This is a genomic window from Zhongshania aquimaris, from assembly GCF_019312595.1.
GTDB classification, from domain to species: domain Bacteria; phylum Pseudomonadota; class Gammaproteobacteria; order Pseudomonadales; family Spongiibacteraceae; genus Spongiibacter; species Spongiibacter aquimaris.
The window spans coordinates 229555-248343 of sequence record NZ_JAHWDQ010000003.1; the positions used below are offsets into that span (position 1 = coordinate 229555).

The following is an 18789-nucleotide window of genomic DNA, read 5'->3' on the forward strand; positions in this document are numbered from 1 at the left end:
CTCTAAACACGGACTGATTAAAAAATCAGATTTAGAAAGTGAGGGATAGACGCCAGTAAAAATCAACTTCAAGCTGCGACAAGGAATCCTCATCCAAATTGTCATCATAAACCGGCTTGGCAGCGACTATTTCAGTGACAAAATATTTACCTAGCTCAGCCTTTACACTAAGTCCAGCATCGGCAATTGCGCGCGTATTGCCGGCCTCACCAGCGGCATTTTCGAACCATGCTTGGCCATGCTCCACATAGACTGCCGGCGTAACGGTCATGCCAAATAATGGCAAGCCATTACTTTCAAAGGCTAACTTAGTATAACTACCTGAATCACCTACCAATACACCGGGCAAATACGCGTTTAGCCCCGCCGCGCCCCCCAAGAAAAACTGTTGCTGCAGGGGCAGTTGCTCGTCATTCGAGAATTGCGCGATGACGTCTGCCTTCAGTGTGACCCAATCACTCACCGCCATTTTGAGGCCGAAGCGAGGTTTAAACAACAAATACTCACCGGTCCGACGGCCAGTAGCGACCACACCTTCACGGGTATCTGTGCTTAGCGTTCCAGCATCTGACTCTAAGCCAGCCTCGACGAAACCCTGAGCGGTGATTTGACTGCCCACGCCAAACAGACGAATTAACTGATTATATTTTAGGCCAAGTTCCAGGCTTGTTTGGGGCTCATCAAGTACGTTGCCGAACCCCTCTATATCAATCACGCTATCTACTTTTTCCAAACGCTGAGAGACCGTGAAACGATGCAGCGCATCACTACTGACCACCTGTTCACCGGTAAGAGCAATCGTCGTTGCCTCAGCAACCAAACGCAACCCGACCTGCTCAGTTGTCCCTCCGCCAATACTTAAGCCCAAACCACCTGTCAACTCGCAAACCAAGGGAATCGTGCACAACAGACTATCGATAGCGCTCGGGCCAGCTACTAAGCCATCAGCATCACGTTCGTATTCTATATAGCGCGCCTCAATACCATATAGGCCAAAGCTACTGGGATAATTTAGCTTAAATGTATAGCCGTTATAGTATTGACCACCGCTCACTTCACCGAACTCCGTCAGTGCACGGTCATAGGAAAGCGAGGCTTCCACGCCACTCTCAAAATCGTGTTTTAAGCCTGCATTGGCAAAGTAACGGCCCAAGAACCGATTACCGAAATTATTGGCGCTTAGACTTAGATCCGTACTATCGTGGTCTTCTTTTTTTGCTTCTGTTAGCACGATAGTAAATGCAGTTGGATCCTCTGAAAGCTGGTAGGTAACCGCGTAGTTTAAACCGGCACGATCACTTTTTAGATTGGCTAAGACCCGCTTGGTATCAAATTCAGTGCGTGTTAAATCCTGATCACCTATTAATCCCGAAAAATAGGGAGATATACTTTCTGGCGCCTTTATTGCCGATAAATGACCATTTATAACGTGGGCATAAATAACGTTATCGCGATGCGCAAAATACACCGTAACCAGTAAATGGCCCAACTGGTAATAGGCTTGATTTAAGGCATTAACGGCCTGTGCAGGCGTTTTAGCCACGCCCATAATCAAGTCAATTTGTTCACGAGTGAGGTAGCGATTTCCAGAAATTCGCAGATCGTAGCCGCCAACTTTCACATCAATAATTGAATCCGATTGCGCCGCAGCGTATTGCTCAATACGCTCTGCGGTTGACGCCTGCGGCGGGATTACGGGTGGTAAATCGATAGCCATGCTTACTCCAAATTTCTATTATCTTGGCTCGAGATTCAGCGCTGAGTCCGCCCGTCAAGTGAACGCAGTTCTACTCGCCGGTTGTGCGTACGCGCTTTGCTGAGGGCACTGCCTTTAAGTCCGTCGATGGAAATCAGAGGCTGTGACTCACCGTAACCCTTAACCACTAACAATTTTGCGGGAACACCTTCTGCCACCAAATATGTCTTAACAGCTTGCGCGCGCCGTTCTGACAGTAATTGGTTGTCAGCGAGACTACCAACATCATCGGTATGTCCCGCGAGTTCAATTTTTCTGAGCGGTATAAATTTTATAATCCTCGCCACTTTGCTCAAGGTAGCGGCAGACGACTCAGTGAGTACCGCCGTGCCCGCCGCGAAGGTAACTCCCTGCAACGCAAGCGGTTTAGCGGGATCAAAGTGGCAGCCAGAAGGCAAGACAATGGCCCCCGCTGGAGTACCTAAACAGCGGTCCTCGCTGTCGCAAACGCTATCTTTATCTCTATCGATACAAGCACCCGGCTTGTCGCCTGATAACACCGCCAACACATCAGGATTAGAGGCAGTTAGCCGATCTTTTGTGTTATCAACGTCCGGCGACGCTGGCTGCCCATTTGACCCTGGTAAAGACAGTGTTAATACGGTCGGGTTAATATCTCCCATTGCCGTATCTTGCAAAAACTCCAGCACTGCGCCTTGTGAACCATCAACAGCGCCTGTTAGGCCTGACAAATCGCCAACGCCAGCACCGCCCGCCACAGGAGCGCCCAGCAGCAATATATCTTGACCGCTAAGGTTAACGCCGAGTAGAGCATCAGAGCCAAGCAGCTCAATACTTAGCAAGTCCATGCCACCGCTATCGGCGCTTAGTAAGTTAATGTCCGCTAATACGTCATTCACCGGTGCGGTGAGTGACGCCCCCAAAAGCTCGACATTTACTAATTGTGCACGCGCAGTTAATGACATAGCTGAAACTATGGGCACCAGAGCTAGCATTAAAAACCGTGTCACTAAAACCAAGTTAATCACTCATGCGCAGGCATTTATAAAAATGATTATAGACATTAACGAAATCAATTCATTACACCGCAATGTTATTCACCACCTACAAGAGGTGTTACTGACGCCAGATTACCACTAAATAGCAAAAAGCCAGCCGATAAAACAGGGCTGGCTTCGCAGATTTTACACAAGTATCAAACACATAAAATATAATTAATAGGCACAAAGACCCATTTTTTAGAACGAGCTTGCTTGTCGCGAGATATTAACGGTGTAAAGAGAGTCTCAGCTAAGCTGCTGCTGGACTGCGTCAAAATCCCAGTAAGCCTTGAGGGAGGTGATTTTACCGTCTCCATTTGCGGTATAAACCACCACCATATCAAGCTCCATTTTAATATCACCCGGCAAGTTATTGACCATTTTCACGACGTTGGCGCACTCATCTCCCGCTGGATGCGACGACATAATAGTAAACTCTATATCACCCGCGGCTATCACCATATCCCAAAAATCAGCGATCGCTGCCTTGCCTATATGGCCAAGTCCCGATGGATCTAAAGGTGATTTCCCAACGGGGTCTTGAACGCAGGCATCTTCTGCAAATAAATCAAGCCACGCCGCTTTGCTACCTTGCTCGACGTATTGTCCAGACAAACGACTGGCGGCTAATGCTAATTGTGCATTTCCCATATCAAACCTATTTTAGTCTTTACAATGATGAAACGCCGGTATGAATACCGGCGCATGAACTTGGCAGAACAGTGAACAGTGCACTGAGCTTAAAAAGCTCAGACCTTAGAAACTAAGCGTTACGTCTATTCCATAGCTTTTCGGCTCGCCAAAATAGGCGCTGCGATATGTACCCAGGCTGATTGAATGTATTTTGTACTCTTCACTGTCTAGGTTACGCCCCCACGCGGCAACTTCTAAGTTCGCTTTACCAATCGAAATCTCTGTGACGGCCAAACGAGCGTTAACTATGCCGTTATCATCCAGGAAAAAACCCTGTAAATCGTCATTAAACGCGGTGCCATAGCGCTCGTCACGCCAGTTGTAGTCCACCGACGCTTGAAGAACACCTATACTGATCGGCTTTTCGTAATCCAAGCCCACTGTGAATGATTGCTCCGGCGCATAAGGCATAACAGCCCGATCCGAGACATCCTGGCCAAATGTCGGCGCAGTTGGACGCTGATCAATATACTCAACAAAATCCGCATCGGTATAGCCGTAGGACGCTTGCAATGTTAAACCTTCGACCACGACTGCCATTAGGTCAAATTCAAAACCATCTACCTTAGCTTCACCCACATTAAACACATCTGTTAAGAAGATCGTCGCATTATTCGTTATTTGCTGAAGCTGCATATCGGTGTATTTTGCGTGGAACACGGCGGCATTAAAGCTGATTCGACGATCAAGCCAAGTCGACTTCAAACCCAGCTCATACGACAAGATATTCTCTTCATCAAAGGGTGGCTGAAAACCGGCTTCGGTACTACGCACATTAAAGCCGCCTGACTTGTAGCCGCTGACTACCTTACCGTAGGTGCTTAAGGTATCAGTCCATGCATAATCCAGGGTTAAACTGGGATTAAAATGGCTCCAGCTTTCACTCCCCGACTGCGCTCCACCAACAAAGGTAATACTGGTTTTATCGGCAGAGCGATCATCGGCGGTATAGCGCCCACCCAAGGTGATATCCAAGCGGTGGTCTAAGGCAGAAGGTGACCACGTCACCTGACCATAAATTGCCTGAGCTTCACTCTCTGAAATGACTTGGCGACCCTCTAAAGGAAATCCTGCAAACGTATCAGACTCAAGTTCATTGCCCTTCTCTATGAAATAATACAGTCCCGCCACGTAATTAAATTCTGAGCCGTAGTCCCCAACCAACTGAAGCTCTTGCGAAAACTGCTCTTGATCAACATCTACGTTTACGCGAAAACCCGGTGTACCCGCGTTGTAATCCTGGACTATTAATTCATTTAACTCGCGGTAAGCGCTAATTGATTTCAATACCCCAACCGAGGTTTCTAAGCTCACAATCAAACTGTGGCCACTGATTTCTGTGTTACTCGGCAATACCCCACCAAACCACTGACCACTGCCGTTGCGACTGCCACTTGCTGGTACGGCGGGATTTGGCGACACGCCAGCAATAGGTTGATAATAATGCTGTGGTCCGTCTATTTCTGAAAAGTCGTAGGCATAATCTACCGAGATCGCGTCATTAACATCCCAGCGCAGTGCAAAACGTCCGGCGGACTTTTCTTCTTCACCAAAGTTTTTACCCGGACCGGCATTTTTGACCCAGCCCTCATGGGCCGAGCGCAAATAGGTTAATTTAGCCGCGACATCGCCGACTTTGCCCGTTTCTATTTTTGTGAGTGACTTCCAGTAACTCCGATTGCCACGACTCACGGTTTGACTAATCCCGGCCTCGTCTGCCGGCTTAGCGGTAATTAAATTAATCGCGCCGCCGGTGGTGTTTCGCCCGTATAAAGTGCCTTGCGGACCTCGCAACACCTCTATTCTTTCAAGATCGGCGACATCACTGGTCAGCCCGATACTCCGCGCCATATAGATGCCATCTAAATACACACCTACCGCAGGGTCTTGAGTTGATTGACTGTCGTTATTACCCACCCCTCGCATAAAAACAATCAGAGAACTGCGACTAATTGGAAATGGCGTAATTTCCACATTCGGTGCCAGACCGCTTATATCACCTAAATCGCTCACGCCAAATCGCGCCAATTTTTCGGCGGAAAATGCCAAAATAGAGATGGGTGTGTTTTGTAAGGATTGCTCTCTCTTTTCAGCGGTGACCAACACCTCCTCTAAACTGAGCGCCTTGCCTGCGGTAGCCTCCGCGTGAGTCATAGACGTTGCAAAAGATGCCGCAACAGCCAAAGCTATTGCAGATTTATATAGAGTGGTCATTTTTATCTCCCATGTCATACTGACGTAATTATTGTTATTTGAGTCTTTTCAAAGCCTTATTAGTATATTTAGCAGACTTTTTAGCAAACACCATAAATGCGCTGCGAATAATCGCAGCGAACTGGCGTTAGGGAACATCACCCATTCGGCGTAGGTCATAATCTGAGATGTGCAGTAGTGCAGATTGAGACAGCCGGCATCGCGGCCAAGCCATTGCGTAGAACAGGATATAAAATAATCATATGAACGACTTCGCTCCAACGGGGCTCTTACAAAATTGCCACGCTCAAACGTTACTCTCGTCGACTAAATTACGTCGGCTGCGTATTTATCCTCGCGCCAAGGCGATGCTCAACGCGAGCAAGACCGTTATTTTAGATTGTGGTGATGGCCACCAATTGCTCGGTGAATTTGCTACCCAAGCAAAGCGAAGCAAAGGAATAGTTACGCTTATTCATGGCTGGGAAGGCAATTCACAATCTAGTTATATGCTATCGGCTGGGGGCACCTTTTTTAATGCCGGCTATGATGTGTTCCGCTTAAACCTACGAGATCATGGCCCCAGCCATCACCTAAATAAAGAGCTTTTCAATTCAGCGCGGCTAGACGAAGTAATCGGAGCTATTAAAGCGATTCACGCTACGTATCCCCATGAGTGGCAATTTCTGGCGGGGTTTTCACTGGGCGGAAATTTCGCATTGCGGGTCGCGGCAAAGGCAGCTGAAGCCGACTTAAATATTCAGCAGACGATTGGTATATGCCCTGTCGTAGACCCCGCAAAAACGATGATAGCGCTAGAGACAGGTTGGTGGGGCTACGAAAAATACTTCGTCAGGAAGTGGCAAAAATCGCTACAAAAGAAGATCCGCCTCTATCCTGAGCTTGGTTATAAAGACAATTTACTCAAACTAAAAAGTCTGCGGGAAATGAACAAATACTTCATACCCAACCACACTCAATTTGCCACGCCAGAAGACTATTTTAAAGCCTATTGCATTGCCGATGACGTATTAGCAAGTCTCTCATCACCGGCGCATATTATTGCCGCCCAAGACGATCCAATCATTTTATCCGAAGACCTCAGCCGACTGGCCGCCAGCCAATATTTGCATATTGAAACTAAGCAGTATGGCGGCCATTGTGGCTTCGTTAAAAATTATCAACTGGACAGTTGGCTAGACGGTCGCCTACTAGAGCTTATTAATCTGTGCCGCTACCCCAGCGGGCAACCCGGAAAAAATGGCGCGTCCTGAGCGCTGTGGCAAGCGGCAACGCCAGACCTTACAAATCCGCGTCTCGGGCACTGATTTGCTCCGCAATGGCCAAGACTCGGACGGCCTCCTCAACATGGAGCGCCTCTACTAAGCGACCATCAACCAAGACCACGCCCTTACCCTCTGCTTCTGCGGCCTGCCAGGCTAAACGAATTTTTTCTGCTCGGGCAAGCGTGTCACTGGAGGGAGAAAACAACTGATTCGTCACCGCAATCTGTTTGGGATGAATAAGCGTCTTACCATCAAAGCCTAACTCGACGCCCTGCTCACATGCGTTGTGCAGTCCGTTTTCATCGTCTAGATCTAAGTGAACCCCATCAAACACATCGATACCGTGAGCCCGGGCCGCAAGCACGCACATTCCCAGGGAGGTGAGCATACCTAGGCGCTGCGGAGTATGGGGGACACGCAAGTCTTTCGCTAAGTCAGAGGTTCCCAACACGATAGCGTCCATACGTGAATGGGCACCCGCAATCTCACTGACCGCTAAAATGCCCCGCGGTGTTTCAGCCATTGCCCACAATTTGAGATTGGCATTAGCACCCGCCTGCTGCAAAACTTGAACAACAGCATGAATTTCTGCTGCCGACTCAACTTTAGGCAAGCAAAGCGCCGAAATAGGCGCATTGGCAAACGCTTCAATATCCTTGCGCCCCCACTCCGTGTCAAAGCCATTTATCCTTACCACCAGTTCGCGACGACCGTAGCCCCCTTCAGTTACTGCAGCCAATACTTGATTGCGAGCAACCGCTTTTTGTGCGGGCGATACCGCATCTTCTAGATCCAAAATAAGCACATCCGCATCTAGACTGCGCGCCTTTTCCAGTGCACGGGCGTTCGAACCCGGCATATACAAGACTGAGCGACGAGGATTAGTGGCCATGTATAGCATCTCCAAGGCAAAGCCGAAAGTTTAGCACAGCGGCAAGAGCGCAGACCCAATCTAAGCGGAGAGCAGCGAATTTTCGCCACACATTAATTGCGAATAATTATCAACTACAGGTAGAATGACGACCCAGGCTTGATGCCTGCACTGTTAATTATCTGCGGAGACAATCCATGCCAGCTCTGTTACGCCAAATCCTAAGTATCTTAGGGTTTATCGCTTTCACTCACACTGCGTTTGCAGCAACGCAGGCGATAAGCGAAAGTGATACACGCGCGGTCGCTATTCAATATACCGAGCTAGCACTCGCCATATACAGCGACGCAGAAAAAAGTGGCCAGGCATTGCAAGACAGCATCAACGCCTTTTTAGCGGCACCAGACCACGCAAGCCTCATTGCAGCGCAAAATGCATGGAAGACCGCGCGTAAAGCCTATCAACAAAGTGAAGTATTTCGCTTCGCCAACCCAGTGGTTGACGACTGGGAGGGAAAGCTAAATAGCTGGCCGCTAGACGAAGGCTTAATAGATTACGTTGCCGGGGACTATTTTTATGCCTTGGGCAATATCGGTGGTGAGCTCAATATTATTGCCAACACCAGCTTAAATATTGGCAGCGACGTGATTGACGCAACAAAAATCGATGCTGAACTGCTGCGCAGTCTGCACGAACTAGGCGGTTCAGCGGCAAATGTCACCACAGGTTACCACGCCATCGAATTTCTACTTTGGGGCCAAGACCTGAACGGACACGAGCTCGGTGCGGGAGGGAGGCCCTATACCGATTATATCAGCGGCGAAGGCTGCACAAACCAGCACTGTGATCGCCGCGCGGATTACCTCCGAGTCGTTACCGCCCTGCTAGTCGAAGATTTGCACTTTATGAGTCAGCAGTGGTCACCCCAAATTGCAGATAACTACCGCGCAGAATTACTGGCAATGAAAGACGAGGTAATCCTAGCGCGAATGTTTTACGGCATAGGATCACTATCTTTAGGTGAGTTAGGCGGTGAACGCATCAAGGTATCACTTGAGGCAAACTCCACCGAAGATGAACACGACTGCTTTAGCGATAACACCCACTGGTCTCACTATTACAATGGCTTAGGTATTCAAAATCTGTATCTGGGTAAATACCGCCGGCTCGATGGCTCAGTACTCACCGGTCCCTCGTTGAGTAGTTTAGTCGCAAAGGCGAACCCCGCTGTCGACAAACAAACCCGCCAAGCGCTAAACAAAACCATGACCGCCTTAACCGTCTTAACAAATGCAGCGGAAGCAAAAGAAAAACCAATGAAATTCGACATGATGATTGCCGAGGGTAATAAGCGTGGCGAAGAAATACTCAGCAATATCCTCAGTGCTTTAGTTGACCAAACTCGCAGTATTGAACAAGCCGCCAGCGCGATAGGCATCGACCCCAACGCAAGCGGACTGTAGTTCTTGCAAGCAAGACTGCGAGGCAACATTATCCACATTCGCGGGCCGCTTCTAGGCGGCCTAATCACTATCGCACTCGCGACAAGCTCTGGCTGCGGCCAGGCAGATGCCCCTATAACAACGTCAAATAGCATCTCATCACACGCGTCTCCCCACCTTGCGCACACCGCCGCCCCGCTCGCCTATAACCTTGCCGGTGGAAGCTTTACCATCGCGAGTAGAGGCCGGCAAAGCTTACAGCGCCCGCAACCCAAATTAAGCGCTGAGCAGCAACTCGAGTGGGCGGTGGGCAAGAGCTTTGCGACGCAGGCCTGGGTCAGCGCGCCTGCGACAACGACAGCTAGAGATGGCTTAGGCCCATTGTTCAACGCCAACACCTGCAGTAGCTGCCACATTCGCAATGGTCAGGGTCGCTTGCCAGAAAACGGCTTAGGCCTAATTTTACGGCTGGGCACACAGTTCCCCACCTTTGGCGAGCAACTACAAGATATGGCAAACCCCGGCAGTGAACCCGAGGGTCGAGTCACGTGGCGCGACATCACCCAGGACATTGTATTGCCAGACGGCAGCGAATACGCTTTAACGAAGCGCAATTACGCGGTTGATGGTAACCAGAAATCGGCTTCTGCACGCCTCGCCCCCGCCCTAATCGGCATGGGCTTGCTCGCCGCCATCAAGACAGACGATATCATTGCCAACAGTGACCCGACCGACATCAATCAAGACGGAATCTCTGGCGCCGTAAATTATATAGTACGGGGCAATGACGAACCTCCAGCGCTAGGACGCTTTGGTTGGAAGGCATCCCAAGAGAGCTTAATCGCGCAAGTTGCCCTCGCGTTTTTTGAAGATATGGGCATTACCTCTTCGCGGCATCCGCCGCTACCGTGCTCCGAAAGTGACTGCGGGAAGGCATCAAATGCCGAGATGGAAATTAGCGATAAATTGCTTAATGCCGTCACTGACTATATTGCAAACTTAGCGGTACCCGCTGCGGCGCACGACGAACTAAGTCTGCAGGGCAAGACCATTTTTAATCACATTGGCTGTAAGGCTTGTCACATACCGTCCTTTAATATTGAAGTACCCGCAAGCCCCTTTGCCACAGTCGCTGGTGGCGGCAATACCCAAGAAATAAACGTAATTACTGAAACCATCTATCCTTACAGCGATCTACTTCTGCACGATATGGGGCCAGGCCTTGCAGACCAGTATTCGAGTGATAGCACCGCCGCCGCTGAATGGCGCACCGCCCCACTCTGGGGGCTTGGCATCCGCGCTGAGAATTCAGACAATGCGCGCTTATTACACGATGGTCGCGGACGATCCATTACAGAGGCTATCCTCTGGCACGGCGGCGAGGCTGCCGCAAGCAAGTCACGTTTCACACAACTTTCAGAATCAGAGCGCGCAGCGCTCTTACATTTTTTAAAGGCACTTTAATGATTTTTGCAGCGATTAAATTATCACTAAGAAAAAATTCAGCACGCGCATATATTATTGGCGCGAGCCTCGCTGCAATGTCGGCCTGCAGCCCTCCACCAAGCACTAAAGTGCTAATCGATACTGCCACGCTGAGTTTCCTCGATAGCTATAAATCTTTTAGTATTGCCAGCCAAGAGCTCGCCACTGCTACGGCAGAGTATTGCCAGTCACCCAACAATGCCCCCCAATTCGAGCTTGCCCGCACAAAATGGAAAGACGCCGCTAAGCAATGGTCAAGTATTCAAAACATACAGTTTGGTCCACTAATGGTGGACAACCAAGCATGGAAAATTCAGTTTTGGCCAGACAAGAAAAATCTTATCGCCCGCAAAGTTGAAAGCCTTTTAAAGGAAAATGGTCCAATAACACAGCAGCGCGTAGATGAGGCCAGCGTCGTTGTACAAGGTCTTTCTTCCCTAGAATATTTATTGTTTGACAATAAAGCCGGCACGCCACAGCGATATATCGACGAGCTTGGCCAACGTCGCTGTGAACTGCTAGTTGCTGTTAGCGAACACCTGCACACCGTCAGCGCCGAGCTATACAATAATTGGCGCATCGATGGCGGCAATTACCTTTCAACATTCAGTAAAACGGGAGACAAAAACCCTGAGTTCCCAGACGACAATGTCGCGATCGCCTATCTATTAGACACCTTAGTATCAGGTATTGAATTGATAAAACGAGACAAGCTTGAACGACCGCTAGGGATAAGCGGCACCGGCCAAGAGACCGAAGCTAGACCAGCGCAAACCCAAGTTTACCAACTTGAATGGTGGCGCAGTCAGTACTCCAAGGATGCCATCATCACCAACTTAATCGCTCTAAAGGGTATCTTTAATGCCAATGAGGGCTACGGCATTGACGACTATCTACGCGAGGTCAAACAACAGGGCGAACTTAGTGACAACATTAACAAGGCATTCCAGCAAAGTATCGCTGCGGCATCGGCGATAGACGGCAGCTTGTTTGAGATAGCAAATAAACCTGAACGTCGCCAGGCGATACTCAGCCTTCATGCTGAATTAACGAACTTACTTGCTCTACTACGAAATGATTTACCGACGGTTCTAGGTGTCAGCCTCGGGTTTAACTCCAAGGATGGCGACTAAGCACACCTAATTTTTTCGGTGGTATCGAAATGCACAGACGTCATTTTTTAATCGCCAGTAGCGCGCTGCTATGCGCGCCTGCTGCAATCATTGCCCGCCGAGAGCTGCGGGTAACCGAAAAGCAAGGCAATGAATTCAGTCCTGTTCTCAGTGCCGCTAGCGACAGCAGCGGCAACCGTATTGGCGTTTGGCAGGCAGACAGCTGGCAGTACTCACAGCCAATCCAACATCGCGGCCACGACAGTTTTTTCCATCGCCAACGTCAGGAATTATTGTTTTTCTCGCGCCGCCCCGGCCGCGAGCTATACGTTGTCGACGCCCGCAATGGCAGCGTATTACACGACATCCAAAGCGAAGACGGTTACCACTATTACGGCCACGGCTGCGTCAGCGCTGACGGACGCTATCTCTACACGACTGAAAATAATATCCATGACGACGGTGCCGGTTGTATTGGCGTTTACGATTGTGAACAGAATTATCGCTGCATTGGCCACATGGATTGCGAAGGTATTGGCCCCCACGACCTCGCCTTAATGCCCGATGGCGACACCCTAGTCATCGCCATCGGCGGCATTAAAACGCTGCCAAGTAGAGGCCGAACAACGCTGAACCCCGACAGCCTCGCACCGGCGTTACACTATTTAGATTTGAGCAGCCAGCGGGTAATCGAAAAGGTCCCCGCCCCCCACTTTCAACTCAGCTTGCGCCATTTAGATGTCAGTCCTGATGGCAGTGTCTTAGTAGGTGCGCAGTTTCAAGGTAAGCTGCCCTCAGAAAAACCCTTGGTCTATCTGCATCGACGCGGCCAAGCCCTATATGCTATGAACACAGCGGGGTTAGCACTGCATTTTCAGCGCGACTACATAGCCAGCGTATCGATTGACGATCACGGCGAATGGGCGGTGACGAGCTGTCCGCGTGACAATATGGTCTGCTTGTGGAATATGCAAAGCCAAAGCTTGGCGCAGGTGTGGACAGTTCGCGACTGCGCCGGCGCCGTCTACGACGCCGCCTACCAACAATTTATTTTGAGCAATGGCGACGGTCAACTCCTGGCATTAGTGCCCGGTAAACGCACTCTGACCCAGCTCGCTTACAGTGCGGGAACACACTGGGACAACCATTTGACCCTGCGCGTGTAAACACAGGGCGCACTCGGAGAACACATGAAACGCAGAACCCTTATCAAAACCGCTGCTGCTGGCTTAATCGGTGCCAATTTGCCAACACTGACACTCGCCATGAGTTCAGCAAACAAGGCTGGCAGTGAGCACTACGATTATATTTTAACGGCGGAGTCCGCCACGGCGCGCATTGCCAGCGGCGGAGACTCCGACATTCTGGGCTTTAACGGTCAATTTCCAGCTCCAGTGATACGAGCCAAACAGGGTAAACTTCTGCGTATCAAGTTTATTAACAAGCTCGACGAAGCCACCACCATACATTGGCACGGCATCCGAATCCTCAACAGCATGGACGGTGTACCCAACCTCACACAGCCCCCTATTCCCCCCGGCGACAGTTTCCTGTACGAGTTCATCTGCCCAGATGCCGGTACCTTCTGGTACCACCCCCATATGAACAGTGTCGAGCAACTCGGTAAGGGTTTAGTCGGGGCACTGATTGTTGAAGAAGATACACCGCAGGACTACCACGATGTCATTCTTGGTCTAAAAGACTGGCGACTGAAAAACGACGGCAGCTATTTGCCGCTGTCGATACCGAGGGAAGCCTTTCGCGATGGTACTCTCGGCACCGTAGCGACTGTGAATGGTATGCAGAAACCCACAATAGAGGTCCCTGCCGGTGAGCGACTGCGCCTGCGCTTTCTCAATATGGATAACACCCGAGTGTTTAATTTAAGTATGCGCAGCAATGCCGCTTACATTATCGCGATCGACGGAAGTCCAATTGCCGCCCCACTTCCACTTGATGCTCACCCAACTGGTGCCGGTATGCGGCTCGATGCAGGTTTTATTTGCCCCGATGAAATTGGTGTTGAAATACCGATTTTCGATATGAAGGGTCGATTCGGAGTTGAAATCTGCCGTTTAAAAACGGTGGCACCCAAAACCAAGACGACAAAAAAAGTCGGTATTCCCGCCCTGCCCATCAACCCGATACCCGCACCGAATTTGAGTGCAGCAGAGTCATTAAGCTTTGTATTTGAATGGGCTGGCGCCTTATCACCGAGCGACGCAAAAGGTCAGGTTGATCATAGCTTTTGGCTAATCAATCGCCGCGCATGGAGTGACCACAGCCATCAACATTTACCGGAGCCACTCGCGACACTTAGCCTTGGCAAAAGCTATATTTTCGAACTCCACAACGCCACCCCCCACCACCATCCAATCCATCTGCACGGCTTAATATTTACAGTGCTTGAGTCTGACAAAAAGGACATCACTCCCTTTCATACCGACACCATATTATTAGAAAAGAACGAGCGGGCAAAAATTGCCTTTGTCGCCGATAACCCAGGTAAATGGATGTTCCACTGTCACGTTATAGAGCATATGAAAACCGGCTTAATGGGGTATATCACTATCGCGTAGGCTTGGAGTACAAAGGCGTGACACGTAAGCAGAATAGAGAGGTCTCCAAGTACTATGCACCTTGCGGCTTACGCGTTACTATCAATTTACCGTACCGTTATGCAAGGGCAAGATAAAAACTACAATGCCGATTCTAAAGCGCGCGCTGTTAACAATCGCTGGCAATGTCATCGTCATTTTTGTCCTTGCCCTGCTCGCGCGCAACTACATTCTCAACCCCGACCTTCTAGCGATTGAGCGAGCGTCTGATCAGCGTGACATTCAGCGCTTCGAACAAGCCCTAGACCGATATCGGCTAAACTTAGAAGGTCGTATTAAACGGATTTACGCTGCGGCAGGTGTATTAGAGTCTCTCGACAGCAGTATAAATTGGCAGCCAATTATTCAGCATCTTGCCAAGATTGGTGGTTACGAAGAGCTGGACTATTTCATTCTCGCCGACGACAGCGGCCAAAATGCGCTTCTTCAGGCGGGCGAATTTGTTGACCGAGACAATTCAGCACCCTCGCAAAAGGCCTTGAACGAGATACTCGCTCACATATTGCCTAAACTGGAACGTCATAACCTCGCCACTATTTCGGGACTATACAAATCAAAGGCCGATGGGCCTATCGCGTACGCTGCTGGCCACGCGAGCTGGAGTAGTAAAAAGCTACCCTCGGTTTATATCGCCGTTCGTCGCTTAAATCACACAATGATTCCAAGCTTTACGGAAGCTCTGGGACTATCCGCCCAGGCTATTTCGGAACAAACACTCCAGGAGGAACTTAAATCAAACAACGTGGAATTAGGTGTACGCAGCAATGACGACACCCTGCTCACTCAAATTCACGGCGATGACGGTGAGCCGCTCATTTCGCTGCGATTCAAAACCGCCCCCCGCGCGTTTGACGACAAAACCTTCAGCCCAACTCTCATGGTGGCCATGTTCGCCGTTGCTGCGTCATGGAGCATTGTTTTTATATACCTGTATTACAATATGATTACGCCGGTGCGGCGTATCTCTAACACTATGCAGATCATTCGCCAAACCAATAATTACAATAAACACTTAGTGTATAAAAACAATGACGACCTCGGACTGCTCGTCAAGGAATGCAACGAACTTCTAAAACATGTATCTCAACACACAGAAAAATTGTCCATTTATTCCTATGAAGACGCATTGACCGGCATTGGCAATCGCCGCTACTTTCAAGAACAGCTGGAATTTAATCAACGTGTCGCAAAGCGCAAGGAAATGCCGCTCAGCGCCATCGTCTTTGATCTTGACTACTTTAAACAATACAACGACACCTACGGCCACGATGGCGGCGACATGGTGCTAAAACAATTCAGTAAAATTCTAAGTAAAACCTTCACCCGTGAAACCGATGTTATCGCCCGCACCGGTGGCGAAGAATTTATCGTTGTCCTACTCGACAGTAATCAAGCGCTCGCCCTTCAACTAGCGCAGCGTGCCCTCATCGCCTTAGACAATCAAAATATTCCCCACTCAGGTAGTGCTATATCAGACCGGGTAACAGTCAGTGCCGGTGTGGCTACCCTAGCAATAAGTGAAACATCAAGTGCTGAAACCCTCATAACTCAAGCTGATGAGGCGCTGTACCGAGCTAAACACCAAGGAAGAAATCAAGTTAGTGAATAAGTCATAGCACAGCAATACCCCTCTCTGACAAATAGCTCCCCGCCACCCAATATCCCTACTAGCAAGCCGCAGCTGATTAAGCTTAAGCAGATTTCTACCCTTAAGATATTGTAAAAATCCGAGATCGCTAGAACCGCGTATTTTAATCATCAACCGTCATACATTGCGCGACTATCAATCTGTGCAAAGCGCATTTTGGGCGGGACTTAAACAGCAACTAAAGGACGCAAGACCACGATGATTATTAGTCAAGACGACATCGCGAAAATGGAAAAACGGTATCGCGGTAAGTTTATCAATAGCGTGCTCGGCGCGAAGCCTGCCCTGCTGGTGGGCAGTCAAGATCAAACAGGAAATACCAATCTGGCAATCATGTCGTCTGTATTTCACTTAGGGGCCAGTCCGGCACTCATCGGGCTAATCATCCGCCCCAGTGAAAGTGCGAGACACACCCTTAACAACATACTGACTACCGGTCACTACACCCTAAATCATGTAAATAGATTTGATATCGCGGCGGCACATCAAACTTCTGCACGCTACCCAGCGGAACAGAGCGAGTTTGCAGCCAGCGGTCTTTCACAAACATATCTTAGTGACTTTCTCGCACCGTTTGTCGCCGAATCTACTATTCGCCTTGGCCTCAAACTGGTAGAGCATCAATTGCTATCAATAAACAACACGCATTTGATTATTGGTGAAATTAATTTAATAGAACTTAATGAGGATATATTGGCGGAAGATGGTTTTATTGATATTGCAAGCAATGGAACCATCGCCGCGACAGGCCTCGACAGCTATGCCGTGATTGAAAAAGTAATGCGTTTTAGCTACGCAAAAACTGATTCATGGCCGCAAGAAATTAACATGGAAAAATAGGTTTGGCGGGCATGAACTGCCCGCCACCGTTAAAACACCATTCGCAAATTCTCAGTTACTTAGTTTAATGGGGACCACGTTACCCTCGTCCTCATTTCGCGCTTTAGATGATGCGGGTTTTGCTGCCGCGGCGCTTTTTGCTTTTTTAACAATCGGCTTTTTGACCGGCGTTGTGAGCGAGGATTTTGCACTGCGCTTAGTTGCCGTTTTCTTTGTTGTGCTTGCTGCCGAAGCCCCCTGTACTCTAGATGAGGTTTTAGTCACGCTACTCGCCGCTGATTTGACCGCCTTTTTAGCAACTGCAGGTTGCTTCTTCTCAGACTGACTTGATTTCGCAGCGCTCAAAAGTTCAGTAAACGATTTTTCAATACACTCTCTATAAAAAGCAGGATCGGGCATCGCATCGCGATCACCCAGAATCGACATGGTCATAATTCCGTTGGAGCTAAAGATCAGATGGAATAAACCGACACCTGGCGTAAGTAAACCCAAACCGTAATAGCGAACCATCTGCGCTCCTGCCGAATAAAGCGGGAATGTTGGGCCGGCAACATTAGAGACAACCGAGCTAATACCCAGAGGTAAATGTCGAGTCCATTTATTATTAGAATAGCTATTTACCAGCGGCTTTGTGAGCGCAGGCGACAACACACCCGCCAGTTTGAGCACGTCGACCAAGGGTGAGTTTTCACCAAACACCTTGGCTTCCTGTGAACTCGCATAAACCCCCTTAAGCCTTTCTAGAGGGTCAGCCACATTGGTATGTAATTCTACAAACACCGATCCGACCTGATTATTTTCATCAGTCATACCGCGACGGGTACGCATATCCAGTGGAATTGACACGGACAAACTTTCATCGGGTAATTCATTGTGATGCTTTAAATAATGCCGCAAGCCACCGGCAACAATGCAAAGTACAACATCGTTGATTTTTACATTGGCAACATCTTTTAAGAATTTAATATCTTGTAAAGGGAATTCTGCTGCTTCAAATACACGATAAGGTCCCACCGGTGTGTTAAAGCGTGTTTTCGGCGAAGTAATAGACGGAATTGGAATTCGCTTTTGCGCCATTCCCACGGCCATTTTGCCCAAATCGCGCAAAACACCAACACCGCCGGCCAGCATTTTCACGCTGTTTTTAACATTATTTACCGCTGACGACGCGGTCAAATACATGGCGCCCGGAGAAACATCAACATTTACGACTTGCTGCCCCTGCGGCACTGCAGCTGGATCTGGTTCAAGATCATGGATCACTGACATGATAGAGGAACCACCAGCACCGTCTACCAAGGAGTGGTGCATCTTCGTGTAGATAGCAAAACCGCCTTTAGGTACACCTGGGATATTGTCCAAACCCTCTATGATATAAGCCTCCCAAAGCGGCCTATTCATATCCAAGGGGCGCGCATGAAGACGCGCAACCAGGATACAAAGCTGGCGCCAATCACCTGGTTGCGGCAAGGCGATATGGCGAATATGGAATTCAACGTCAAAGTTGGCATCTTCCACCCAATACGGGCGATCGACATTGCCGGGCACTCTCAGCAAACGCGAACGGAAAATAGTGTGCTTGAGCAGACGACGCTCAAAATTGGCAATAACTCCCTTAAACCGCACAAAACCACCGGGCGCTGTTGACGGGTCATAAATACCGAGACCACCAACATGCTGAGGGGTATTAGGGTGCTCTAGATTAATAAATGCAGTATCCAAAATACCAAGCTGCTTCATGCACCAAATCCTCTTATTGTAATCATTGCGTCAAGGGTCTGTTCACAGACCCTAGCTCACAGACCAGACAAAACGGGCTATTGAAGCATAGTACATGAATTTAA

General features: G+C 49.2%; 14 protein-coding genes. 8 read left to right on the forward strand and 6 right to left on the reverse strand.

Translation table 11 applies throughout. The annotated features are described in order from the left end of the window. Nucleotides 1-31: 31 nt before the first annotated feature. From KXJ70_RS12655 to KXJ70_RS12670, 4 genes are all read right to left on the reverse strand, one after another. On the reverse strand, nt 32-1717 hold the full coding sequence (locus tag KXJ70_RS12655) for a ShlB/FhaC/HecB family protein (RefSeq protein ID WP_219043877.1): 1686 nt from the start codon (nt 1715-1717) through the stop codon (nt 32-34). Nucleotides 1718-1752: 35 nt separating this feature from the next. Beyond that, nucleotides 1753-2682 carry an OmpA family protein gene (locus tag KXJ70_RS12660; protein ID WP_219043878.1) on the reverse strand — a complete coding sequence of 310 codons (930 nt, stop codon included), beginning with the start codon at nt 2680-2682 and terminating at the stop codon, nt 1753-1755. Nucleotides 2683-3003: 321 nt separating this feature from the next. Beyond that, nucleotides 3004-3408 (reverse strand): nuclear transport factor 2 family protein, encoded by a 405-nt coding sequence (locus KXJ70_RS12665; RefSeq protein WP_219043879.1) that lies wholly within the window; start codon nt 3406-3408, stop codon nt 3004-3006. A gap of 105 nt (nt 3409-3513) precedes the next feature. Next, complete coding sequence (locus KXJ70_RS12670) at nt 3514-5664, reverse strand: TonB-dependent receptor (protein WP_219043880.1); 2151 nt, start codon at nt 5662-5664, stop codon at nt 3514-3516. Between the two features lie 242 nt (nt 5665-5906). On the opposite strand from KXJ70_RS12670, the gene KXJ70_RS12675 reads away from it, so the two are divergent. Then, nucleotides 5907-6917 carry a YheT family hydrolase gene (locus tag KXJ70_RS12675; RefSeq protein WP_219043881.1) on the forward strand — a complete coding sequence of 337 codons (1011 nt, stop codon included), beginning with the start codon at nt 5907-5909 and terminating at the stop codon, nt 6915-6917. Nucleotides 6918-6945: 28 nt separating this feature from the next. Here the strand turns inward: KXJ70_RS12675 and KXJ70_RS12680 are convergent, their stop codons facing one another. Next, nucleotides 6946-7821 (reverse strand): HpcH/HpaI aldolase/citrate lyase family protein, encoded by an 876-nt coding sequence (locus KXJ70_RS12680; protein WP_255558453.1) that lies wholly within the window; start codon nt 7819-7821, stop codon nt 6946-6948. A gap of 176 nt (nt 7822-7997) precedes the next feature. Here KXJ70_RS12680 and KXJ70_RS12685 point away from each other — a divergent pair, with 176 nt between their 5' ends. The 7 genes from KXJ70_RS12685 (at nt 7998) to KXJ70_RS12715 (ending at nt 16945) form a co-directional block, all read left to right on the forward strand. Continuing rightward, nucleotides 7998-9263, forward strand: coding sequence for an imelysin family protein (locus tag KXJ70_RS12685; RefSeq protein ID WP_219043883.1), 1266 nt, complete (start codon nt 7998-8000; stop codon nt 9261-9263). Between the two features lie 3 nt (nt 9264-9266). Beyond that, nucleotides 9267-10706 (forward strand): di-heme oxidoredictase family protein, encoded by a 1440-nt coding sequence (locus KXJ70_RS12690; RefSeq protein WP_219043884.1) that lies wholly within the window; start codon nt 9267-9269, stop codon nt 10704-10706. Continuing rightward, nucleotides 10706-11860: an imelysin family protein gene (locus KXJ70_RS12695; protein WP_219043885.1), complete on the forward strand. Its 1155-nt coding sequence runs from the start codon at nt 10706-10708 to the stop codon at nt 11858-11860. Before KXJ70_RS12690 ends, KXJ70_RS12695 begins: the two co-directional genes overlap by 1 nt. Nucleotides 11861-11889: 29 nt before the next feature. Continuing rightward, a complete protein-coding gene (locus KXJ70_RS12700) occupies nt 11890-13005 on the forward strand; it encodes a DUF1513 domain-containing protein (RefSeq protein WP_219043886.1) in 1116 nt (371 codons plus the stop codon). 24 nt (nt 13006-13029) lie between these two features. Beyond that, a complete protein-coding gene (locus KXJ70_RS12705; RefSeq protein ID WP_219043887.1) occupies nt 13030-14418 on the forward strand; it encodes a multicopper oxidase family protein in 1389 nt (462 codons plus the stop codon). Between the two features lie 124 nt (nt 14419-14542). Next, nucleotides 14543-16066, forward strand: coding sequence for a sensor domain-containing diguanylate cyclase (locus KXJ70_RS12710; protein WP_219043888.1), 1524 nt, complete (start codon nt 14543-14545; stop codon nt 16064-16066). Between the two features lie 237 nt (nt 16067-16303). After that, entirely contained in the window at nt 16304-16945 is a 642-nt protein-coding gene (locus KXJ70_RS12715) for a flavin reductase family protein (RefSeq protein WP_219043889.1), read from the forward strand. Between the two features lie 51 nt (nt 16946-16996). On the opposite strand, the gene KXJ70_RS12720 is transcribed toward KXJ70_RS12715, so the two are convergent. Beyond that, a complete protein-coding gene (locus KXJ70_RS12720; RefSeq protein ID WP_219043890.1) occupies nt 16997-18685 on the reverse strand; it encodes a WS/DGAT/MGAT family O-acyltransferase in 1689 nt (562 codons plus the stop codon). Between the last annotated feature and the right edge of the window lie 104 nt (nt 18686-18789).